Below are 22,559 nucleotides of genomic sequence, written 5' to 3'. Positions count from 1 at the left end.
AAGTTTAGGCAGACCACTTTCATGGTTGAATTGTATGCCATTATGACGCCTAACACAGTCATTTATTAGGTGAATCCTTATCAGATAGCTTTTGTAGTGCAATTAAAATTATAAAGACTAATCTTTAGAAAAAATATTATCCCCCTGCTTGTTCAAAAAAGTAACAGGCTACTTTTATATTTTCTAATCCGATTTGTCTGATAGGATTAATAAATTCACAGTGACAATCCTCTCTTTTCATTATAAAATAAATCTCAAGAATTATCTTACTAATCAAACTATAAAAAGAAATGCTATTATCTATGCGAGGTGAAAGTGTTGCAGCTTCAAGTAATAAACAGTCCCTTTAATCAAGAACAAACCGAATTATTAAACCGTCTTTTACCAACTTTAACTGAATCACAGAAAATTTGGCTAAATGGTTATTTATCTGCTTCCACAGCAGCAATCGCAACAACAGCAGGAGAACCTAGCCTAACTACTTCATTAACGGAACAACAGGTAGCTACTCCCATTACAAAAGACATTACCATTCTTTTTGGATCGCAAACTGGGAATGCACAAAGCCTTGCCAAGGATCACGGCAGTCGCTTAAAGGAATTGGGATTTAATGTAACAGTACAATCAATGGCTGATTTTAAGCCTAATAATCTTAAAAAAATACGAAATCTTCTTATTATTGTTAGCACACATGGAGAAGGTGATCCACCAGATACCGCAATAGCTTTCCATGAATTCCTGCATGGAAAAAGAGCTCCAAAGCTTGAGGATTTCCAATACTCGGTGTTGGCGCTTGGCGATAGCTCTTATGAGTTCTTTTGTGAAACAGGAAAACAATTTGATTCCCGTTTAGAAGAATTAGGCGGAACGAGACTTTACCCACGTGTGGATTGTGATCTCGATTATGAGGAGCCAGCAAGCGAATGGTTCTCAGGTGTTGTTAACGGCTTGAACCTTCAAGCAGAGTCAACAGCCCCTAATCCAATAAGCACAATACCACAATCTATTCGAGATTCTGGCTATTCCCGCAGCAATCCGTATTATGCAGAGATACTTGACGTCATTAATTTAAATGGTCAAGGTTCCAATAAAGAAACATTGCATGTAGAACTTTCTCTTGAGGATTCTGGTATTAGCTTTGAGCCTGGCGACAGCCTCGGGATATTTCCTAATAATGATCCAGAGCTAGTAGATCTTTTAGTAAAAGAACTAGGATTCTCTCCTACAGAAAGTGTAACGATAAATAAACAAGGGGAAGTTCTAGCATTTCGCGAAGCTTTATTAACATACTATGAAATTACTGTTTTAACAAAGCCACTATTAGAAAAATTTGCAAAAATAGCGGCAAATCCATCTTTAGATGAGCTACTAGCTAAAGGAAATGAAGAAAAACTAAAAGCATATATAAATGGTCGTGACATATTAGACCTTATCCGAGATTTCGGGCCGTTAGAGACAAATGCGCAAACATTCGCATCCTTGCTTCGTAAACTGCCGACTCGTCTTTATTCCATTGCCAGCAGCTATAAGGCAAATCCAGATGAAGCACATCTAACCATCGGAGCCGTGCGTTACCATGCAAACGGACGAGATCGCAACGGTGTCTGCTCTGTTCAAATTGCTGAGCGTATCCAGCCAGGAGATAAGCTGCCTATCTATATACAAAACAATGAAAATTTCAAGCTTCCAGAAAATCCAGACACACCTATTATTATGGTTGGTCCTGGGACAGGAGTTGCACCATTCCGCTCTTTCTTGCAAGAAAGAGAAGAAATTGGAGCAGAAGGAAAGTCATGGCTATTCTTTGGAGACCAGCATTTTGTCACAGACTTCCTTTATCAAACAGAATGGCAAAATTGGCTTAAAGATGGTGTGTTAACGAAAATGAATATTGCTTTTTCTCGTGATAAAGCAGAAAAGGTATATGTTCAGCATCGTATGCTTGAGCATAGTAAAGAGCTATTTGAATGGCTGGAAGAAGGAGCTGTTCTTTATATTTGTGGAGATGAAAAGCATATGGCGCATGATGTTCATCAAACACTTCTTGCTATTATTCAAAAAGAAGGTCAAATGGCATTAGAACAAGCTGAGGAATATGTAGCAGCCATGAAACAAAACAAACGTTACCAACGAGATGTTTACTAATAATATTGCAGGAAAGGAGTTTTTCTAAAATGGCAAAACAAGTATTAAAAGCCCCAGAAGGACCACCAAGTGATGTGGAGCGCATAAAAGAAGAAAGCAATTACTTACGTGGAACTTTAAAGGAATCCATGGAGGAAGAAATAAGCTCAGGTATTTCAGAGGATGATAACCGCTTAATGAAATTCCACGGAAGCTATTTACAGGATGATCGTGATATTCGAAATGAACGCGCAAAACAAAAATTGGAGCCTGCCTATCAATTTATGCTTCGCGTGCGAACTCCTGGTGGGGTAGCTACACCAGCACAATGGTTAACAATGGATGAATTGGCACAGAAGTATGGAAATAATACATTGAAATTGACAACACGCCAAGCATTCCAAATGCACGGTATTTTAAAATGGAATATGAAACAAACGATCCAAGATATCCATCAATCTCTACTAGATACGATTGCAGCTTGCGGAGACGTAAACCGTAATGTAATGTGTAATCCAAACCCTTACCAATCAGCATTGCATAGTGAGGTTTATCAATGGTCTCAAAAATTAAGTGATCATTTATTGCCTCGTACACAAGCTTATCATGAGCTGTGGTTAGATAAGGAAAAAGTAGCTTTCACTCCAACTGTGGAGGAAACAGAAGTAGAGCCAATGTATGGAAAATTATATTTACCTAGAAAATTTAAAATTGGAATTGCAGTTCCTCCTTCTAATGATATCGATGTATTCTCCCAAGATCTTGGGTTTATCGCTATTACGGAGAAGGAAGAATTAGTTGGCTTCAACGTTGCCATTGGCGGCGGAATGGGAATGACCCATGGAGATAAAGCAACTTATCCTCAGCTCGCAAAAGTAATTGGATTCTGTACACCAGAACAAATTTTAGAACTTGCTGAAAAAGTTATTACCATTCAACGTGATTACGGAAATCGCTCTGTTCGTAAAAATGCTCGGTTTAAGTATACCGTAGATCGCCTCGGCTTAGAGAATGTTGTGGAAGAATTAGAGAATCGTTTAGGCTGGAAGCTGCAAGATGCGAGAGAATTCCACTTCAATCATACTGGCGACCGCTATGGCTGGGAAAAAGGAATCAAAGGAAAATGGCATTTCACTTTATTTGTCGAAGGCGGTCGCATTAAAGACTATGAAAGCTATCCTTTAATGACCGGTTTACGCGAAATTGCTAAAGTACATACTGGCGATTTTCGATTAACAGCTAATCAAAATTTAGTAATCGCCAATGTATCAAGCCGCAATAAAAAGCAGATTGCTCATTTAATAGAGCAATACGGCATAATGGATGGCAAACGTTTCTCCGCACTTCGTCGCAATTCTATTGCCTGTGTGTCCCTACCAACGTGTGGGCTTGCGATGGCAGAAGCAGAACGATACTTACCAGTCTTAATTGATAAGATTGAAGAAATTGTCGATGAAAACGGGTTGAGAGAAGAAGAAATTACGATTCGTATGACAGGCTGTCCAAATGGCTGTGCTCGCCATGCTTTAGGAGAAATCGGCTTTATTGGGAAAGGTCCTGGAAAATACAATATGTACTTAGGCGCTGCCTTCAACGGAAGCCGTTTAAGCAAACTATATCGCGAAAATGTCGGCGAGGAAGAAATCTTGTCTGAACTTCGCGTCTTGCTCCCACGTTTTGCAAAAGAACGCATAGAAAATGAACACTTTGGCGATTTTGTCATTCGTGCTGGCATTGTTAAAGAAGTAACAGATGGTATGAATTTCCACGATTGAGATTAGGTTATGAATATATTGCACCACTTTAATCATTTTTGATTGGGTGGTGTTTTTTGTTTAGGTTTGGAATTATATTTTGGCGTTTGGTTCATATTTTCATCGTTTGGATCATATCTTCTTTTTTCGGACTATTTCTGCGAAGTTAGATTGTATCCCTTTAATTCGGAGCATATATTATAGCTTCCCCTAATCCTTTCAAACTTTTACTCAACTCCACAACTCTAAATCATCTCCATTGCAAATCAAAACCAATTTTCCACTCATAGGGCAACCTCGTTTTGTATATATTTAAGCTAGTAATCCATATTAATTTTCTACTTAAAAAATAGGAGGCTTGTATATGTCTGTTAATCCAGCTTCTCCTTCCTTCCAGCTCTTTGGTGATTCGACCCAGTCTGTTAATTATAGAAGGGATTCTTATAATTACATTACACAGTTATTTTCTGATCAAATGCCGGCTATACATACTGGATTATTCAATGTGCATCTTAATCAGGGAATCATTGTTCAGCCGCACTGGCACACAAATGTAAATGAACTTGTATTCGTCATTAGTGGAGAAGCTATGACGTCTGTCTTCAATCCCTTTACTCAAAGCATTATGACTTACCATCTAATGCCAGGGCAAGCATCCCAATTTCCAAAAGGTTGGTTTCATTGGATAGTAGCATTGCGAAATAATACGCATTTCCTTACTATCTTTGATCAGCCCAAACCGGATATTGTGTTTGGTTCTGATTTTTTACGCTTTTTGCCAAAAGAGATTGTTAACAGAGCTTATTGCGTAAATGAATCAGCCTATGCAAATACAATAGCACCAATTAATCAATCTACTATTCTTGGACCACCACCGGGGTGTGACCAAAACGGAGGAACCATGAACCCAACTTATCATTCCACGCAGCCTTCACCTACTACCCATCCTTATCTCAATCTTTCCTCTCCACCTTACCCATATTAAAACCCAGGTTACTAAGTAACCTAAAAAAGCATATGGAGGTTAATTCTGTGACAAATAAGAAGCATTATGGATCTGAAACAAAATGTGAAGAAATCGAATGGTCTTTTCCGCCGCAACAGCAATCAAGGCAGCCCGGTTTTGAATACCTAATGGATCCCTTGCCCATTTTTGATAATCCTAAATATATCGGAACAGGTAAATTAAAAGGACGTATTGCCATTATCACTGGTGGGGATAGTGGAATCGGTAGAGCGGTGGCAGTGGCTTTTGCAAAAGAGGGGGCAAATATTGTTATCGCTTATTATGATGAACATACAGATGCCGAAACAACCAAACAGGCTATCGAGCATTATGGAAGCTCTTGCTTGCTTATTTCAGGAGATCTGAGAAGAAAAGAACATTGTGAATCTATTGTCCAGAAAACGCTAGAAACATTTGGTAAAATTGATATTTTGGCTAATAATGCAGCTGTTCCATTTTTTCAGAATGACTTAACAGCGATATCTGATGAACAATGGGACCTAACCTTCGATGTTAATATTCACGCTTATTTTCACTTAACAAAAGCAACCTTGCCTCACTTGAAAAAAGGAGCTAGTATTGTTAATACAACATCACTAGTTGCCTATATCGGCGTAAGCCAATTGATTGACTATACAACTACAAAAGGGGCCATTGTTAGTTATACAAGAGCATTAGCTAATAGTCTCGTCGGTAAAGGCATCCGAGTGAACGCTGTCGCACCTGGCCCATTTTGGACACCTATCCAACCCGCATCGCAACCAGCTGAAAATATTGCTACATTAGGTTCGGATGTGCCAATGAAACGTGCTGGCCAACCATACGAAATTGCCCCAGTATACGTACTGCTTGCCTCAGACGACGGCTCATATATGACGGGACAAACGATTCATGTAAACGGCGGTGCTATGGTCACAACCTAGCACACACCAAAAAGACGACAATATCTGTCGTCCTTTTTGGTTATCGCCTATATTACTTTTCTTTTTTCAATACCATTACTTCATAAGGTAAAAGTTCTATATGCTCTTGCTTTATCTCCTCTGTAAGCAGGTCGTATAAAGGCTCTTTTACCGTAATCGATTGCTTTTGTTCTGTAAAATTCATGACAAATAAATAGCAATGCTTATCCGATTCCCTTCTTTGGACCGATACACCATCTTCATGGACAATTTCGTTTTCCACTTGGAGATTCATTTCCTTTTGGATATCCCCATAGAAATCATCTAAAAATGCTTGTTCCGTTCTAGCACCTATAAAATAAGCGTTTCCCGTCCCATAGCTATTTTTTACAACCGCAGGATTTCCTTGATAAAAGTCTTCCATATAAGTGCCTAACACTTCTGCTTCTTTCGCTTCCAAAATAGTACAGTAATCCTTTATTTCATATTGCTTTCCATTATAAGCAAGCACATTTCGATCTTTTGGATAAAGTGTATCTGTTTCTTTTACTCCCATCCCAAATACACGTTTTAATGGAACTGGCCATCCAGATAAATGAGCAAGGTCTGTCTCATTAACAAGCCCACTAATATAAGAACTTACGAGCGTTCCACCATTTGCAACATAGTTTTCTAACTTTGAAATGGTTTCATTAGATATCATATAAAGCATTGGTGCAATCACGAGATCATAGGAAGTAAGATCTTGATTTAGGGTCACAATATCAACACTAATATCCTTCTTCCAGAAGCTATAATAATGTTTTTAAAGTGTCTGCGGATATTGCTTGGTTGCATTGGAGAACCCTTGTGCATCATTTAAGGCGTTTCGAATGCATATGAAGGATTTGGGAATACTTGACGAAAGGTATATTTTTGGCGAAAGACATTTTTCCGTAAATGATGGCTACACAGTTACAAAAAAGTAATAGACGACTTAAAAGAGGAATTGCCCACAGCCTTCTTTATTGCTTCTGACCCGATTGCAGTTGACAGTCTTCAGGCTTTTAATGAATATACTATATCCATTCCAAACAGAGTTAGTATCATAAGCGTGAATAATATTAGTGTAGCAAAGTATGTCTCACCTCCTTTGACTACCTTTCATATTGATATACCAGAACTATGTAAAACTGGTGTTTCCTTACTCCTTGAACAGATTCTGGATCAACGAAAGATTCCAAAGACTGTTTTACTTCAGTCGGAATTAATTAAACGAAAAAGCGCATTATAAAAAAGAAGATTTTCTTAAAAGCATCAGAACAGATGCTTTTTTTCATATTTTCTCTTCCTTTGGATAAACTATGAAAAAACTATCCCTACCATAAGGACGGATATATTGTTAATTAGACAGGTGATGAAAGTGGAACGGAAAATATTAAGATTCCTTTTCTTTTTGGGAATAGGACTTTTACCAGTTATCTTTAGAAAAAAACCAGCAAAAGACTGGTTTCTTGTCTTCTTTTTTAAAGGGTATTTATCCAGTTTTGTGGATAGCCTTGTTACGTCAGAAAAATGGCTTAATTTTCCTGTTCGGTTTCTGCCAAAGCATTTTCAAATTAATATTTTATTCGATTATTTATTATTCCCAATCACTTGTGTTGCTTACAATCAAATAAGCCAACATTCCAAATTGCCTGGAATTATACTCAAAGCATTTTACTTTAGTATTCCAATGACATTTATAGAGGTTCTATTAGAAAAATACACAAATTTAATAAAATATAATAAAGACTGGCATTGGTATGATACTTTATTGACAGAAGCTTGCACTTTTCTCCTTTCAAGAACCTGTATTGGTTTTGTTCGAAAATTAGACAAGGATAATAAAAAACAATCGTTCCTTTAATGGTTCGATTGTTTTTCTCTCTTTAAAAGAAGGAATAGCTCTTCTAATTTTGCGATTTCGTAGGTTGGCTGAACATCCAAGCTATTATCCATCTTTAGCGGGTTAATCCAGCAAGTATCGATTCCAGCATTATGCCCACCTTGAATATCTGCGCTTAGTGAATCGCCAATGATTAAAGCTGTTTCCTTGTTAAAGGAAGGAATTCGGTCAAAACAATAATCAAAGAACTCCTTCATTGGTTTTTGATAGCCCGTATCCTCTGAGACAAAAATAGCTTTAAAGAATGGATATAGACCAGATGATTTTAATCGTTTCTCTTGTGTTGCCGACATGCCATTCGTCACAATATATAAATCAAAATGGTTTGAAATCTTTACGATTAAATCCATCGCTCCATCTAGCAGCTGGTTTCCCTCTCCTAAATATTCGCGATAGCTTTGTTCTAATAAAGCTCCATCTACTTTCCTGCCCATCTTCTCAAAGAATAAAGTAAACCTTGTATTAACAACCTCATCACGCGTAATTTCCCCTGCTTCAAACGCTTTCCACAGGCCTTGATTTAGCTGCTGGTACTGTCTTTTCCATTCTTCCTTATAAGAGACTCCTTGCTCCTCCAGCAATAACCGAAAAGCTTGGTCTTCCGCAGCCGCAAAGTCCAGTAGTGTATCGTCTACATCGAAAAGCAAAGTTTGATACTTCTTTACGCTCCTTACTTCCTCCATTACTTGATTATTCTTCGCGATTGCTTTGCCATCATCTTTCCTTATCCCCTGCATACAAATACTCTCCTATCGTTTCGCCAGTTCTTTCACAGGCTGTTTCTTTTCTGAAGCTCCTCCCATTTTGAAAACAAGAATTCCACCGATAATGACTAGGACCCCTATTAACTGCTGGGGGGTAAATGGAACCTTCTCTAATCCCAATAAACCAAAAGAATCAAATAGTAAGGCAAAAACAAGTTGAGAGGACAAGGAAATCGAAACAGCATAGGTTGCCCCCAAATGCCTGATTCCTTTTGTCATACAAACAACAACACCAACACCGATAATCCCGCTGAACCAGTACCACATCTGCATATTTTCTAGATGAAAAAGACCCATTCCTTCTGTAATAAAGCCAAGAATAAAAGAAGCAATAAATCCTAGCGCTAATACTAAAGTAGTCGTAGCCCAAAGACCTGCCTTTTGATTGACACGATTATTAAAGATGTTTTGTACCCCAACAAGACTACCGCTAATAAACGCAATAAGTAAGCCATATATCATGTTTTATTCACCCAATCCTTCTTCATAAATACTTTTTCCAGCTAAGCGTGTTAAACCATCCCGATTTTTCACCATAATAAATCCCTTTTTCCGTTCAATCAGACCATCCTGACAAAATTGCTGTATCACTCTATTTAAATGTCGATAACTAGTGCCAATTAAGTTCGCTGTATCCTTTAAATTTATTTCATTTCGTTCCTTATTGTATAAAGGATCCTTTTTATCAAAAGACACAGACAATAAATAACTAGCCAATCTTACTTCTACTGGATAGAACAAATTGAATCGCATTGAGCTCGATTTGATATAGAATTTCTTTGTAATGATATCCAGCAAAAACTGTAGAAATGGTGCATAGTCACTCGCATATTGCTTTAAATGCCGTTTATGGACACCTATTACCACTACATCTGTTATCGCTTCAACTGTATTAAGAATATCAGTATTTCGTACATATTCAACGTCCCCAACCATTTCTATTGGTGTTTTAAAAGAAAGAATTAACGTTTTTCCTTCTGCTGTCGTTGTATATATTTTCATCTTTCCATCTACCAGAATGTAAAGATATTCAGATGCCTGTCCTTGCGTACAAATAAATTCTCCTTGGTTAAAAGCATAAAGATGTAAATGCCCTTTCAACTTTTCCGGAAAAATAGCTTCTAAATGAAATTTATGCATATATTCTTCTACTTGCTCTACATTTCCAATCTCTTTCACGGATGGGTCTCCTTACATTTTTAATAAAAGAACACCTAATATCATCATGCCAATTCCTATAAACTGCGGCGTTTTCATCTGTTGCTTTTCCAAACCGAACCAACCATTGCTATCTATAATAAAGGTGATAAATAGCTGGGCGATTAAAGCAGTGGAAATGGTTAGTGTGGCCCCTACTAAATGCATCGCTGTAATCGTGCTAAAAATAACGACTGATGCAAAGGAACCTCCCGCTAAATATAATGGCTTTACTTGTTTATATTTTGAAAATGCTTCTTCTTTCACTACTAGTAAAATTAAAAGTGCTAGCACAAATCCAGTAAACTGAGTAATGGTAGCTGCCTGCCATGAACCAATATCCTGGCTAATTCTTGCATTCGCCACTCCTTGCAGGGTAATAAATGCACCACCCATAAACGCAAATAATATACCTCTCATTTGTTCGACTCCTTGCTATTTAATTTCCTTTTTAAAGATAATCGAATTCTATAAATAGGAAAAGGACATATGTCCTAAATTTGCTCTTATCCTAGTATAAACTTTTTCCCATAAAAAAACTCCGTTTGAAAACTTATTTTCAGACGGAGTTGCTCTATTCAATCTAGTTAATTTCTATTAAACAGTTTGTGCTACTAATTTATTTGCAGCAGCAGCAACTTTTTGTAGACCTTCTTCAATGATAGAAGCAGCTTTATCAGGCATTGCGTTATGTCCTTCGATAATAACCTCATCAATGATTTCCATTCCAAATACGCCACCAAATACTGCACGCATATAGGTAACAGCCATTTCAGAAGAAGCAGCTTCTGGAGTAGAATAAATGCCGCCACGAGCATTTAAAAGGATCGCTTTTTTATCTGTCATTAATTGAATCATGTTACCTTCTGCATCAAATTTAAATGCAAAACCTGCAGCATATACATAATCAATAAACGTTTGTAATTTAGCTGGAATGGTTAAGTTCCAAAGCGGGAATGCGAATACTACTAAATCAGCAGCAGTTAAAGCATCCATTGCTTTTTGTTTTGCAGCTAATAAACGTTGCTCTAAATCTGTTAATTCTGCTCCGCTTTGTACTTTACCGAAAGCATCGAATAATTCTTGACCAAAGTAAGGAGTATCTTCTGCATAGACATCATATACATTTACATTAAGATTTTCAGCACCTTTAATAGAATCCATAAACGTTTCATACATTTTGCTTGATACAGCCTCAGCAGCTGGACGATTGTTTGCTTTTACTACTAATACATTCATTTATTTCATTTTCCTTTCCCTCATGCAAATTTAAAACTAATGTGAATATCATAACAAACAAAATGCTTCAAAGGCAAATATTTTTAAGTGAAGATATTTTATTAAATATTTCCAGTTAAATTATGCATAATCCATTCCACTGGAATAAGGAAAAAAGTAAAATAAGAATAAATAATTAGAAAGGTTTGATGTGATGAAAATTATTATCGATCATGTTACCTCAAAAGAAGTCATTGCTTTATTGGAAGATCATTTACATAGCATGACCCTCCATTCACCTCCTGAAAGCATACATGCTCTTGATGTGGAAGGATTGAGAAAACCAGAAGTAACCTTTTGGAGTGCATGGGAGGACGGGGAGCTAACTGGATGCGGCGCGTTAAAAGAACTAGATAACAAGCACGGCGAAATAAAGTCTATGAAGACTTCTCCTCATCATTTGCGTAAAGGCGTAGCAAAAAAGCTACTTTTCCATATTATCGCTGAAGCCAAAACTCGCGGCTATAACCGATTAAGTTTGGAGACAGGTTCCATGGATGCTTTCCTGCCCGCCAAAAAGCTATATGAAAGATTAGGATTTGAGTATTGCGGGCCATTTTCGGATTATGAGGAAGATCCGAATAGTGTGTTTATGACGTTGGATCTAGAGCATCCTTCCGTATAATCTGATAAAGTCGAGAAGGTTTCCATCCATCTTCTCGACTTAAAAAATCAATATTTCGCACTTCTTCTTTCCATTAATACAACATCTCTCCACTCACCGTCTAGCTTTCCAATTTTCTCACGAATCCCAACACTTCTAAATCCGCAGCTTTTATGAAGCTGGATACTCGCAATATTTTCTGGAAAAATACCTGATTGTAGTGTCCAGTAGCCATTAGATTCAGAATGTTCAATTAATTTATTCAATAAGAATTTCCCATAACCTTTGTGATGATAATCAGGATGTAAATAAACACTATGCTCCCCAACTCCTTGATACACACAGCGATTCGATACTTTACTGATAGCAGCCCAACCAATCACTCTATTCGCCTCTTCATCTATTAAAACAAAACTGGTAGACAAATCTTTACTACTGCTCCATTTCTCCCAATCTGGAACATTAGTCTCAAAAGTGGCTTGTCTGGATTGAATGCCCAATCTATAGATAGTTGCTATCTCTTCCCAATACTCCTTCAAAATCTTCTCAAGCTTTACGCTCATCCTTTCTCTCCTCCTTCACCTCACAGCAGCCCTCTTGCTTTTCTCCTACTTCTTCTATCATAATGTTACAGCAATCATTTTTCTGCTCTTTTTTGATTATTTTTTTCAAAATGTTCATGATAAATCATTCCTCCTACGAATTGGTTTCCCTTATATAAAATAAAACAAAAAGCCTGAAATCGTGGACATCGAGAAAACGGATAATACAAACGCAAACACTAATTTTCGCTTAAAAATGCTATTTAATAAGCTTAATTCCGGGAGACTTGCTCCTGCTGAGCTAATCATCATTGCCATTACCGGTCCAAGTGCCATCCCTTTGGCAATCAGAATTTGGGAAATCGGAATCATCGACGATAGCCGAATATATAAAGGAATACCGATTATTGCAGCAAGCGGAATCAACCACCAATTCTCTCCGCCTAAGTAGGTTGCCACAAACTCTGTTGGTACGATTCCTCCTATCACCGCTCCAATACCTGCCCCTATTAACAAAAAGGGGTAAACAGTTTTCATTAAGGTTAAAATTTCAGAAACCGTATTTTTTAAACTAAACCCCTTCTCTGCTTGAAGATCATTTTTTATAATGACATTTTTCACTTCTTTTTCGAACCCCCATCTCTCTAGTGCAAAGCCAAGGACAATCGAAAGAATCGTCGTGATTACTGTATAATAGAGAGCTACTTTCCATCCCATTAGAACAGCCATTACGGTTAAGATAGTTGGATCTAGCACTGGTGAAGTAAATAGAAAAATCATAACGGTGCTAAAACGGATTTTATTTTTCAATAAATTCACCACAACTGGTATGGTAGAACAGGAACAAAAAGGGGTGATAAAAGCAAAAACAACTGCAATAAGCGCACTAACAATGGGTGGAGTCTTTTTCATCCATATCTCCACTTTGTCATAGCGAACAAAGCCTTGTAGCAAATTAACAACAAAAGATACAACTACAAAAAGAATAGTTAATTCCATTACTAACCATGCGAAGTTTTTCAGCACTTCGTACCACATCTAACATCCCTCCTTTTTATTTGTAAAATACAAGTATTATATCCAGGCTATATTAGGAATGATGTCTAACACAGCCACTTATTTTCCTCATTACTTAACTGGATGACAGCACATATTGCTTTTTGCCATGGAACTATTTAATAACTTTAGCGAACGAATGACGGTTTCTTTTTCAAAATCTGACATAAAAGAGAGAACTTCCTCTAAATATTGATTCATTTGCGTATCAATAGAAGCTGCAATTGCTTTTCCTTGCGTTGTTAATTGGAGTACATATACTCTTTTATCCGTCATGGATTGCTGCTTATTCACTAATTCCATTTTTACTAAAGATTGAATTTGCCTGCTAAAGGTTGTAATATCCATTCCAATAACCTCTGCTATTTCTTGCATAGACGGATTATTTCTTTTATCAATTTCATATAAAATATGGCTTTGAACAAGAGATATTTCCGTATTCCCAATAGAACAACAATTCTTATCAAGCACACCAAATCTTCTCATAGTAATTTGTAAAATCTCACGAAGATTTTCCATCATACCGCCTCCTTCCTTTGTTAAAATATTGAAGCTACTTTCATTATAGCTTATTATTTGCATTTTGCAACTATTTTTTTTACTGTTCTTTAAGAACAGTCCTATCTATACTTTCCGATTGAAAATAATTAGTTCTCCTTTTCTTCCCACCACTCTTCTTCCAGTATCATCAAACCCTGCTTTCTGATAAACATATTGAGCTCGGGTATTTTTCACATTAACAGCCAAAATTACTTCTTTTTTTGCTGGATAATATTCTTTCACAAAGGGGATTAATAACTCCATAGATTTCCTTCCTACCCCTTGTCCCTGAAAAGAATGCTGGATAGAATATGCCCGCATTAGAATAGCCTCTTTATTCTCACTATACGCCCTTACTCCCTCCCATCCATGTAGGACAAAGAAACCAGCAACTCCACCATCCTTTAAAATGACGATAGGTTGACGATCTTCTTCTGTTATACATTTCTCTAAAGCATCAAGTGGCATACTAGTAAAGTATAACTGCTCCTCCGATAAAAAATATTCTTCTAGTTCCTGCTTATATTTTTCTTGATAAAGTTCCAATGTTATAGCCAAATTAATCACCTCAGCGTCATTATTTTATACAAAGCGTCTTTACAAGCACCACTTCATCTCTAATCGGAATACCATGGTTCCCAAGCAAAGGTATTTCTGGTTTAATCTTTCTAGCTTTTTTTACTGCGTCCACTAACAATTCCGATAAGTAATAGCCTCTTTTTTGGTAAAACTTTAATGCGAGTACATTATCATTTGTGGTAATTATTTTGACCTGATTGCATGGGACTTGTTTGGCTGTTTGTTCAACCGTGTGTAAAAGCCTTGTCCCAACGCCCTTTCCTTCATCGATACTGTCTAAAGAGATAATTTCACACTCTGCATCTCTAAATATATAGGTTATTAAACCAATCATTTCTCCTTCTTTATTCCAGGCAATACATCCATCTAAAGCACTGCAATCATAAATACCTGTAGAAAGTACCATTTCCGTGCTTCCCCAATGAGATTGGAAAAATGATCTTACATTTTCACGGTTCGTTTCGGTAATAGCGGTAATATTCATATTAATTCCTTCTCCATACAAAGATATTTTTGATGTCCAACAGGCTTAGAGGCAAAGAAAACCTCCCCTTTTTCTATATATCCATGCTTTTTATATAACTTAAGAGCTTGAGGATTTCCTGAAAATGTATCTAATCGGATGCTATCATATCCATTTAAAAGAGCGTATTCTTCCATACGCTTGACCATTATTGCCCCTATTCCTTTACCTTGGTAACTGGGGTCAATCATGAGAGAGTGAATAATCAAAGGATTATTTCCATTCCATCGAATGGTCTTCCACTCCTCTGTTTGCCATTCATTTAATACCACATGTCCTACAATCTTATCCTCTTCTAATAAAACGAATAGCATCTTATTTTCTATGCAGTCTTGAAAATAGTCCACATTTGGATAGTGTTCGTCCCATTGAAAGATATTTTTTTTGATTAGATTTTCTCTGCACTTTACATATATCCTATTAATTTCTGCTAACCTATTGGCTTCTGCCATTATAAATTCCATTTGATTCCCCTCTTTTTCGTTTATACTGCCTGTTTCCATCTTACCATTCTCCCTTTTGCAAGGGATGATTTTTTCCTCAAAGTATCCACCTATTATTCCATTTGAGCATATTAACCACATATTTCATGAAATAGAGGTAAAATTATACATAAACAATGGGGAGTAAGGGGTGAATGGTGTGTTCGAGAAAACCATATATAAATCTATTTTAAGCAATTCCTTCACCGTTCCAGTTAAGGTTACTTATTGGGATGGTAAATCAGCTGTCTATGGTAACGGTGATCCTGCTATAGAGCTTATTTTCAAAAAGCCTATTCGCATGAAAGATATTTACAATAATGCTTCATTAGCTTTAGGAGAAGCGTATATGGATGGAAAAATAGAAATAAAGGGCAGTATAGAGGATTTAATTGCCTCTGCCTATGAAAATGCATCCAGCTTTATGCAAAGTAGTAAATTTAGAAAATTTCTTCCCAAACAGTCCCATACTAAAACACAGAGTAAAGAAGATGTCCAAAATCATTACGATATCGGCAATGATTTTTATAAAATTTGGCTAGATCGTTCCATGACCTATTCCTGTGCCTATTTCCAAACTCCTGAAGATACATTAGAAACTGCACAGCAAAATAAGGTAGACCATATTTTAAAAAAATTAAATCTTTCTCCTGGCCAGGACTTATTGGACATTGGCTGTGGATGGGGTAATCTCATTTTTACTGCCGTGAAAGACTATCAAGTTAAGGCAACCGGCATCACTTTAAGCCAAGAACAATATGACTATGTGATGAAAATGGCAAAAGAAAAAGGATTATCAGAAAGCATAACCGTCTATTTAATGGATTATCGTGATTTAAAGGATAAGACATTTGATCGCATTACTAGTGTGGGGATGTTTGAACACGTAGGCAAGGAAAATCTTCAAGCATATTTCCAGCAGGTTCACCATTTGCTAAAGGACGATGGAGTAGCCTTGATTCACGGAATTTCACGCCAGCAAGGTGGCGCAACTAATGCTTGGATCAATAAATATATTTTCCCTGGCGGCTATATCCCTGGTGTCTCAGAACTTATTAGCCATATGACAACAGAAAGTCTACAACTAGTTGATTTAGAAAGTCTTCGTCGCCATTATCAAAAAACATTAGAAATGTGGCATGCTAACTTTATTGCTAATCTAGGGGAAGTTCGGAAAATAAAGGATGAACGCTTTATCCGGATGTGGGACTTATATTTGCAAGCATGTGCCGCTTCCTTTAAAGCAAGCAATATTGATGTTATTCAATATTTACTCGTTAAAAATAGCAGCAACCAGCTGCCAATGACAAGAGGATAGGAAATTCATTTCTAATGGAAGCAGGAGGATACTACTCCCTCCGCTTCTTTTAAAACTGTTCCATTACTAAGTCCGTATTTACTGCCACCCCGGTCCTACTTCCATCTGCAGCGGAGAGGACGACAGAGGATGCGCCTGCTTTTTCTGCTTCTCCTGCCACATAAACATTTTTACAAGTAGTACGACCAGATCCGTCCGTCACTACAACTCCATTAGGATGAACATCTAATCCAAGCTGCTCCACAAATTGATTAGAACGATAATAGGAAGGGATGATAAAACCACCTGTTCTCGTAATCCTTTGTCCAGATTTAAATTCGACTTGCTGAAGATAGCCATTTTCCCCTAATAACCTTCTAATCGGTTCTGTTATGATGGAGATATTTCTTTTCTGAAAATCCTCTTTGATTTTCTCTGAAACTGCCGCTCCATTTGTCGCAACGACTAAATCTTTTGACCAATTATAAACCAGTTTCCCCATATGTAAGACTTGTGCTTCGGTATAGGCAATAACAATTAGCGCTTGATCCCGTAATTCCCATCCATCACAGTAAGGGCAACTGAACAGACTTTTCCCATAATATTGTCTTGCATTCGGAATTGAGATTATCTCTTGAACACCAGTTGCAATAATAAGCTTTTGCGTTAAGTATTCATCATGATGTTTTGTTTTAACTAGCAGTAGTCCCCTTTCACCTCTAGCTTTCTCAATGTGGGTTACCCTAGCTTTGAAACAAGAAATATTTCTGTATTTCATTAAATCATCTATTCCTAACTCTTTAAACATCTGAGGGCTTATCCCGTCTCTTGTAATAAAACCGTGGGATTCATGGCTAACCCTATTTCTATTTGTCCCATCATCGAATATGGCAATATTTCGCCTTGCTCTCCCTAATATGAGCGCAGCACTCATTCCAGCTGGACCTGCACCGATAATAACGCAATCAAAAATATTCACCTATAGCACCCCCTCTGCTTCCTCTTTTGATTATATGAAGGGGTTAGTAAATATAGTGCTAGAAAAGCGAATCAGGGAAGTAACCAGAGGGATGGTGCTTGCACTCCCTTTTCCGCCTTGACTAAATCAGTAAAAGCGTTCCTCTTTCTTCATTTAAACAACATATTCCCTATAACGATTATAGTCTTCTTCCTTGCATTCCATCGTAATAAATACGCCATCATTGTTGTATTCCGTTGACAGAATGTTTGCCTTTTCCTTTAAATAAGAGAGTATACTTCCTTTATCATAAGGAATAATCATTTCGCAGGAAATATATTGGTTAAAGATATTTTTGGCAATCGTATCAACTAGTTCCTTTATTCCGATTTGCTTTTTAGCAGATAGGTACACTGCCTCTATTCCAGCCATCGAAGACTCCTCCTGCACTAAATCCACCTTATTAAAGGCATAAATAGTCGGGATATTCTCAGCGTTAAGCTCCTTTAGCGTCTTTTTTGTAACGTTTATTTGCTCTTGATAATTCGGATTAGAGTAGTCTACTACATGGATGAGCAAATCTGCTTCTGCCACTTCCTCTAAAGTAGATCGGAATGCTTTTACTAATTGGTGCGGCAATTTACTAATAAATCCAACCGTATCCGTTAATAAAAAGGATTTATTATTTGGTAACGTAATATTTCGTACAGATGTTTCAAGTGTCGCAAACAACATATTCTTTTCGAACACTTTTTTCTCTGCCGCCGCTTGATAATTTTCCATCAGCACATTCATTAAGGTCGACTTTCCAGCGTTCGTATAGCCAACTAGTGCAATACTTGGCATCTCTTTCTTTTTTCGCATCTTTCGCTGATTTTTACGTTGGACAACAAGTGTATCTAATTCCTTATGCAATCGACTGATTCTGTCCTCAATTCTTCTTCGATCCAATTCTAGCTTCGTTTCTCCAGACCCTCTATTTATGAGCCCTGATCCACCACCTTGACGTCCTAATGATTCGCCTAAGCCAGCTAATCGAGGCAGCATATATTGTAATTTTGCAATTTCCACCTGCAGCATCGCTTCTTTTGTCTTCGCTCTTTGTGCAAAGATATCTAAAATCAATACCGTTCTGTCAATGATTCGGCAATCCGTAGCTTCCTCTAAATTACGAACTTGAGAGGGAGATAGCTCATCATTAAAAAGGACTATTTTCACACCCTTTTCTTCTAGCAATGTCGCTAATTCCTGAAGCTTTCCCTTTCCAATATAATGTCCTGAATGCACCCGATCTAATTTCTGTGTTACTTCCCCAACTACCTCTATATCACAAGCCTCTGCCAATTGAGTGAGCTCTTCCATCGAATTGGAAAAGTCTTCTTTCTGATCATAATGAACGCCTACTACTATCGCTTTTTGTCTTTCTTCCATTTATGTTCCTCCATTCTGCTTATAAAAAAAACACAGGGATTCGCCGCCTGTGTTTTGAATAATCGGAATAAGAATAGTAGTAATTACACCTTGTTTTCTTATAGAAAAATACATCGTTAAGAAACAACCCTAATTTTATTGAAAAATAGGTGCTCAAAAATAAGTATTATTTCTAACTAGAAGACACGAAAAGAGAGTAGAACCCTCTCCTCCCTTTACATCATAACAATTATTTACAACCGTTAATGAAAGGTTTATTTAAAAATAGGCATACTAATCCCGATTACTCTACACACAGGCAGAGCCTTTAAGTACTATAAAATTAGTTACATAAAGTATAAAATCGAGATAGAATTCCACATCTTAAAGCAACCCTCCATTCATCTAATTTCGTTTATTATACCATAACTGTAAAAATTTTAGAAGCAGGCGATCTGGTTCAAATGCTTCTTGACATGAAGTTAACTTCAGGTTGTATCGTCTAAATACGAGGTGAGAAAATGTATCAAATTTCAGAAGTCTCTAAGCTTGTTGGCTTGTCTATTCCTACTATTCGATATTATGAGAAACTGGGCTTGATTGATCCCCCAGAGAAAAATAGCAGAGGCTATAAGGTGTATGATGACAAAATGATTCAATATCTTGGGTTTATCGTAAATTTAAAGGATACAGATATGCCTTTAGAACAAATTAAAAATTATGTAGATGCTTATAAGGAGAAGGATAATCAGAAGTGTTATAGCATTTTACAAGAGCATGCGGAAAAAATGAAATTGGAATTAGCAAAACGCCAGCAAATTTTAGAGAAAGTTCAATACAAAATTTCTTACTTTAGTACACTTAAAGGCGGCGGAAAGTAATGCAACAACCATTACAGACAGGAAATACAGCTAGAACCACTACAGATGAAGTCATCCAAAATATTAATTTATCTGGCAAAACAATTATCATTACTGGCGGTGCAGCCGGTCTTGGTTTAGAAACTACAAAAACATTAGCAAAAGCTGGAGCAACGATTATTATTCCTGTAAGAAATCCAGCTAAAGCTCAAGAGTCTCTAGCTAGAATGTCAAATATTGAGCTTTATCCTGCTTCGTTTGATTTGAGTAATAGAGATACCATAAAAGCATTCACCCAGTGGTTTCAAAAAAAATATCAAAAATTAGATATATTAATAAACAGTGCAGGGATTATGGCGACTCCTCTATCTCGTGATAGCTTTGGCAATGAACTACAAATAGCAACAAATTATTTAGGCCATTTCTTTTTGACAAAAGCATTGCTGCCAGAACTAAAGAATGCGAATGGAGCAAGAGTTGTCTATTTAACCTCAAGAGCTCATTGGTTCTCTCCATTTCATTTTGAAGATCCTAACTTTATCGACACTCCCTATGATAAGTGGACGGCTTATGGGCAATCAAAAACAGCTGTTTCCCTATTGAGCGTTGCGCTTGATGAATTATATAAAAAAGACAATATTCGATCCTTCGCGGTACATCCAGGAAGTATTGTTACAAACCTCTCTCATAATCTAACAGATGATGAATTGTCGGAAATGGGAGCAATTAATAAGAACGGAGAACGCGGCTACGACAGCTATACCAATGAACATAAAACCATTAAAGAAGGTGCCGCGACCATTGTATGGTGTGCAGTTAGCCAACAACTAGCAGGATATGGTGGCGTTTATTGCGAAAATGGAGACATTGCTCCCATAGCTACAGACGACACCGATAGAATCGGTGTCAAACCATGGGCTATTGATAAAGAAGCTGCTCTTACATTATGGGAAGAAACTCCTCTATTATTTAAGTAATTACAAGGACAGCTGTCCCGCTTCCCTTTATCATATTATGAACAAAAAAGAGAGGGATCAGGAGAATGCCTATCTGGTTCCCCCGCACTCTTAATTCCCATGAAAGGCACAGCTACTAATGTGATCGTTAACTATCCCGATGGCTTGTAGATAGGAATAAATGGTTACAGGGCCAACGAATTTGAAGCCTCTTTTTTTCAAATCCTTACTGACTTTTTTTGAAAGATTGGTTTCTGCAGGAATTTGGCTATCATATTGCCAATTGGATACGATTGGACTTCCATCTACATAAGCCCATAAAAATCCCGCAAAACTGCCAAACTCTTTTTGTATCTCCATGATTGCTAATGCATTGCTTTTAACGGATTTAATCTTTAACGGATGTTTCACAACTTCCGTATTGGTTCTGATATATTCCATATCTAATTCTGTTAAGTTTGCACAGTATTCTAAATCAAAATGATGAAAAGCTTGTCTATATGCATCTCGCTTTTTTAACACGATAGACCAAGACAATCCAGCCTGTGCTCCTTCTAACACCAACATTTCAAACAAGTACTGATCATCATGACTTGGCACACACCACTCTTTATCATGATAATCTCGCATCATTTCACTAGAATTTGCCCATGCACATCTAGTTTCCATATAACCATCCTCTTTTCATTAATATTACTAATAGTATAAATCATTTATCTAGACAACATCATGTCATATTTAGATTCAATCACCTCGCTTCTCCTTTCTTTCGATGATAAAATTAACCAAATAATATAAATATACCGTATAATTCTGTACTACCTAACCGTTATACATAGGAAAGAGTTAAGGAGGGAAAAACAATGGAAAAGCATTTTACAAAAATTTTTACCGATGAATCAAGAAAACTATTACATGAATTTGAAGAAATGATTGCATCCCACTCCAAATCCTTATGGAACTATTGTAAATATATTACAGGGTCTCCATGGGATGGAGAAGACTTATTTCAAGATACCATCATTAAATCGTTTGGAATGGCTCCACAAAGGTGGCATGAGATTACAGATAAAAAGGACTACCTTTTTCGAATTGCAACAAACGCTTGGATTGACCAATGCAGAAAAAGAAAAAGAGAGATTGGAATATTAGATGATATTCCAACTCCCTCCATTGCTTTTTCTGATCATTTACTCTTAGAAGAGATTCTACTTTCCTTGGAATCAAATTTAACGCCGAAACAAACAGCAGCCTTTCTTCTTCTCGATGTTTTCCACTTTAGCGCTGAAGAAGTCGCTGGAATTGTAAAAAGTACTCCGGGTGGGGTATATTCTGCTGTTCAACGGGCTAGGAAAAAAATCGCTTCTTTAGACTTTTCTAAATCCGAAAATTATGCAGGAACTAATTCTGCACAGAAAGAAACGATTCAGGCATACTTGCAAGCTTTCAATGAAGGAAATTTAGATAAGATGTTACGCCTATATAGTGATCAAGCTCAATACGAAGCATTCCTTGGCTTCCAAGAATATTCTAAAGACGAAATGCGTAACGGCTCCCTAATCTATGGGTTACCTGGTCATACAGCAGTAGAAAAAATACTATGGGGAAAACCAGTTATTATCGTTTTAGCCGCAACCGACGACGGATTAAAAATTCATGATATTCAATCACAAGAAATAGAGAATGGCAAAATCGTGAGCCATCAAAGCTACTTCTTTCGAAAAGAATTTATTTTAGCTGCAGCACACGAGCTAGGAATACAAGCCCAATTAGATAAACCACCATTAAAATGGTAACAGA

General features: G+C 37.0%; 26 protein-coding genes and 2 pseudogenes. 11 read left to right on the top strand and 17 right to left on the bottom strand.

Translation table 11 applies throughout. The annotated features are described in order from the left end of the window. The first annotated feature begins 318 nt into the window (after positions 1–318). From ADJ83_RS11375 to ADJ83_RS11360, 4 genes are all read left to right on the top strand, one after another. Positions 319–2,145 carry an assimilatory sulfite reductase (NADPH) flavoprotein subunit gene (locus tag ADJ83_RS11375; RefSeq protein ID WP_031535120.1) on the top strand — a complete coding sequence of 609 codons (1,827 nt, stop codon included), beginning with the start codon at positions 319–321 and terminating at the stop codon, positions 2,143–2,145. Positions 2,146–2,174: 29 nt separating this feature from the next. Next, positions 2,175–3,899, top strand: coding sequence for an assimilatory sulfite reductase (NADPH) hemoprotein subunit (gene cysI, locus ADJ83_RS11370; protein ID WP_031535122.1), 1,725 nt, complete (start codon positions 2,175–2,177; stop codon positions 3,897–3,899). 343 nt (positions 3,900–4,242) lie between these two features. Further along, entirely contained in the window at positions 4,243–4,863 is a 621-nt protein-coding gene (locus ADJ83_RS11365) for a cupin domain-containing protein (protein ID WP_031535123.1), read from the top strand. Between the two features lie 47 nt (positions 4,864–4,910). Continuing rightward, entirely contained in the window at positions 4,911–5,807 is an 897-nt protein-coding gene (locus ADJ83_RS11360; RefSeq protein WP_081836544.1) for an SDR family oxidoreductase, read from the top strand. Positions 5,808–5,859: 52 nt separating this feature from the next. Here ADJ83_RS11360 and ADJ83_RS26535 read toward each other — a convergent pair whose 3' ends face one another. Together ADJ83_RS26535 and ADJ83_RS26530 are read right to left on the bottom strand one after the other, a co-directional pair. Next, entirely contained in the window at positions 5,860–6,081 is a 222-nt protein-coding gene (locus ADJ83_RS26535; protein ID WP_269320373.1) for a Beta-galactosidase C-terminal domain, read from the bottom strand. A 3-nt stretch (positions 6,082–6,084) separates the two neighbouring features. Further along, a pseudogene (locus ADJ83_RS26530) lies at positions 6,085–6,579 on the bottom strand (beta-galactosidase trimerization domain-containing protein); the annotation flags it as partial. 67 nt (positions 6,580–6,646) lie between these two features. Between ADJ83_RS26530 and ADJ83_RS11350 the strand changes: the two are divergent. Continuing rightward, positions 6,647–7,059 (top strand): annotated as a pseudogene (locus ADJ83_RS11350) (substrate-binding domain-containing protein); the annotation flags it as partial. Positions 7,060–7,164: 105 nt separating this feature from the next. Continuing rightward, entirely contained in the window at positions 7,165–7,674 is a 510-nt protein-coding gene (locus tag ADJ83_RS11345; protein ID WP_048717782.1) for a CBO0543 family protein, read from the top strand. On the opposite strand, the gene ADJ83_RS11340 is transcribed toward ADJ83_RS11345, so the two are convergent. The 5 genes from ADJ83_RS11340 to ADJ83_RS11320 all read right to left on the bottom strand — a co-directional run bounded on the left by ADJ83_RS11340 (position 7,671) and on the right by ADJ83_RS11320 (position 10,913). Continuing rightward, entirely contained in the window at positions 7,671–8,396 is a 726-nt protein-coding gene (locus ADJ83_RS11340) for a YjjG family noncanonical pyrimidine nucleotidase (protein ID WP_031535132.1), read from the bottom strand. The genes ADJ83_RS11345 and ADJ83_RS11340 overlap by 4 nt on opposite strands. 66 nt (positions 8,397–8,462) lie before the next feature. Beyond that, complete coding sequence (locus ADJ83_RS11335; protein WP_031535133.1) at positions 8,463–8,939, bottom strand: DMT family transporter; 477 nt, start codon at positions 8,937–8,939, stop codon at positions 8,463–8,465. A gap of 3 nt (positions 8,940–8,942) precedes the next feature. Continuing rightward, positions 8,943–9,656, bottom strand: a complete 714-nt coding sequence (locus tag ADJ83_RS11330) for a Crp/Fnr family transcriptional regulator (protein ID WP_031535135.1) — start codon at positions 9,654–9,656, stop codon at positions 8,943–8,945. A 12-nt stretch (positions 9,657–9,668) separates the two neighbouring features. Further along, positions 9,669–10,094: a DMT family transporter gene (locus ADJ83_RS11325; protein WP_031535137.1), complete on the bottom strand. Its 426-nt coding sequence runs from the start codon at positions 10,092–10,094 to the stop codon at positions 9,669–9,671. A 177-nt stretch (positions 10,095–10,271) separates the two neighbouring features. Beyond that, positions 10,272–10,913 carry an FMN-dependent NADH-azoreductase gene (locus ADJ83_RS11320; protein WP_031535139.1) on the bottom strand — a complete coding sequence of 214 codons (642 nt, stop codon included), beginning with the start codon at positions 10,911–10,913 and terminating at the stop codon, positions 10,272–10,274. Positions 10,914–11,106: 193 nt separating this feature from the next. Here ADJ83_RS11320 and ADJ83_RS11315 point away from each other — a divergent pair, with 193 nt between their 5' ends. Next, a complete protein-coding gene (locus ADJ83_RS11315; protein ID WP_031535141.1) occupies positions 11,107–11,577 on the top strand; it encodes a GNAT family N-acetyltransferase in 471 nt (156 codons plus the stop codon). Between the two features lie 47 nt (positions 11,578–11,624). On the opposite strand, the gene ADJ83_RS11310 is transcribed toward ADJ83_RS11315, so the two are convergent. The 7 genes from ADJ83_RS11310 to ADJ83_RS11285 all read right to left on the bottom strand — a co-directional run bounded on the left by ADJ83_RS11310 (position 11,625) and on the right by ADJ83_RS11285 (position 15,299). Next, entirely contained in the window at positions 11,625–12,119 is a 495-nt protein-coding gene (locus tag ADJ83_RS11310) for a GNAT family N-acetyltransferase (RefSeq protein WP_031535143.1), read from the bottom strand. Beyond that, positions 12,103–12,237, bottom strand: coding sequence for a hypothetical protein (locus ADJ83_RS26525; protein WP_269320372.1), 135 nt, complete (start codon positions 12,235–12,237; stop codon positions 12,103–12,105). Before ADJ83_RS26525 ends, ADJ83_RS11310 begins: the two co-directional genes overlap by 17 nt. 32 nt (positions 12,238–12,269) lie before the next feature. Then, positions 12,270–13,136 (bottom strand): permease, encoded by an 867-nt coding sequence (locus ADJ83_RS11305; protein ID WP_031535145.1) that lies wholly within the window; start codon positions 13,134–13,136, stop codon positions 12,270–12,272. Between the two features lie 90 nt (positions 13,137–13,226). Then, entirely contained in the window at positions 13,227–13,673 is a 447-nt protein-coding gene (locus ADJ83_RS11300; protein ID WP_031535147.1) for a MarR family winged helix-turn-helix transcriptional regulator, read from the bottom strand. A gap of 105 nt (positions 13,674–13,778) precedes the next feature. Next, the gene (locus tag ADJ83_RS11295; RefSeq protein ID WP_031535149.1) at positions 13,779–14,252 is read right to left on the bottom strand and encodes a GNAT family N-acetyltransferase; all 474 of its coding nucleotides are present in this window, start codon (positions 14,250–14,252) and stop codon (positions 13,779–13,781) included. 19 nt (positions 14,253–14,271) lie between these two features. Next, a complete protein-coding gene (locus ADJ83_RS11290; protein WP_031535151.1) occupies positions 14,272–14,757 on the bottom strand; it encodes a GNAT family N-acetyltransferase in 486 nt (161 codons plus the stop codon). After that, the gene (locus tag ADJ83_RS11285) at positions 14,754–15,299 is read right to left on the bottom strand and encodes a GNAT family N-acetyltransferase (RefSeq protein ID WP_160314257.1); all 546 of its coding nucleotides are present in this window, start codon (positions 15,297–15,299) and stop codon (positions 14,754–14,756) included. The genes ADJ83_RS11290 and ADJ83_RS11285 overlap by 4 nt, the downstream gene beginning before the upstream one ends. Positions 15,300–15,438: 139 nt before the next feature. Here ADJ83_RS11285 and ADJ83_RS11280 point away from each other — a divergent pair, with 139 nt between their 5' ends. Continuing rightward, complete coding sequence (locus tag ADJ83_RS11280) at positions 15,439–16,596, top strand: SAM-dependent methyltransferase (protein WP_031535154.1); 1,158 nt, start codon at positions 15,439–15,441, stop codon at positions 16,594–16,596. A gap of 49 nt (positions 16,597–16,645) precedes the next feature. Here ADJ83_RS11280 and ADJ83_RS11275 read toward each other — a convergent pair whose 3' ends face one another. Beyond that, complete coding sequence (locus tag ADJ83_RS11275) at positions 16,646–17,554, bottom strand: NAD(P)/FAD-dependent oxidoreductase (RefSeq protein ID WP_031535155.1); 909 nt, start codon at positions 17,552–17,554, stop codon at positions 16,646–16,648. A gap of 153 nt (positions 17,555–17,707) precedes the next feature. Then, on the bottom strand, positions 17,708–18,964 hold the full coding sequence (hflX, locus tag ADJ83_RS11270) for a GTPase HflX (RefSeq protein WP_031535157.1): 1,257 nt from the start codon (positions 18,962–18,964) through the stop codon (positions 17,708–17,710). Positions 18,965–19,464: 500 nt separating this feature from the next. On the opposite strand from hflX, the gene ADJ83_RS11265 reads away from it, so the two are divergent. Both ADJ83_RS11265 and ADJ83_RS11260 read left to right on the top strand, forming a co-directional pair. Further along, positions 19,465–19,824, top strand: a complete 360-nt coding sequence (locus ADJ83_RS11265; protein WP_031535159.1) for a MerR family transcriptional regulator — start codon at positions 19,465–19,467, stop codon at positions 19,822–19,824. After that, a complete protein-coding gene (locus ADJ83_RS11260) occupies positions 19,824–20,780 on the top strand; it encodes an SDR family NAD(P)-dependent oxidoreductase (protein WP_031535161.1) in 957 nt (318 codons plus the stop codon). Before ADJ83_RS11265 ends, ADJ83_RS11260 begins: the two co-directional genes overlap by 1 nt. A gap of 90 nt (positions 20,781–20,870) precedes the next feature. On the opposite strand, the gene ADJ83_RS11255 is transcribed toward ADJ83_RS11260, so the two are convergent. Next, the gene (locus ADJ83_RS11255; RefSeq protein ID WP_031535163.1) at positions 20,871–21,428 is read right to left on the bottom strand and encodes a DNA-3-methyladenine glycosylase I; all 558 of its coding nucleotides are present in this window, start codon (positions 21,426–21,428) and stop codon (positions 20,871–20,873) included. 194 nt (positions 21,429–21,622) lie between these two features. Here ADJ83_RS11255 and ADJ83_RS11250 point away from each other — a divergent pair, with 194 nt between their 5' ends. Beyond that, positions 21,623–22,555 carry a sigma-70 family RNA polymerase sigma factor gene (locus ADJ83_RS11250; RefSeq protein ID WP_031535165.1) on the top strand — a complete coding sequence of 311 codons (933 nt, stop codon included), beginning with the start codon at positions 21,623–21,625 and terminating at the stop codon, positions 22,553–22,555. Positions 22,556–22,559: the final 4 nt, after the last annotated feature.

Source organism: Bacillus sp. 522_BSPC, from assembly GCF_001076885.1.
Classification (GTDB): domain Bacteria; phylum Bacillota; class Bacilli; order Bacillales; family Cytobacillaceae; genus Niallia; species Niallia hominis.
This window is presented reverse-complemented; position numbering and strand designations above follow the sequence as displayed.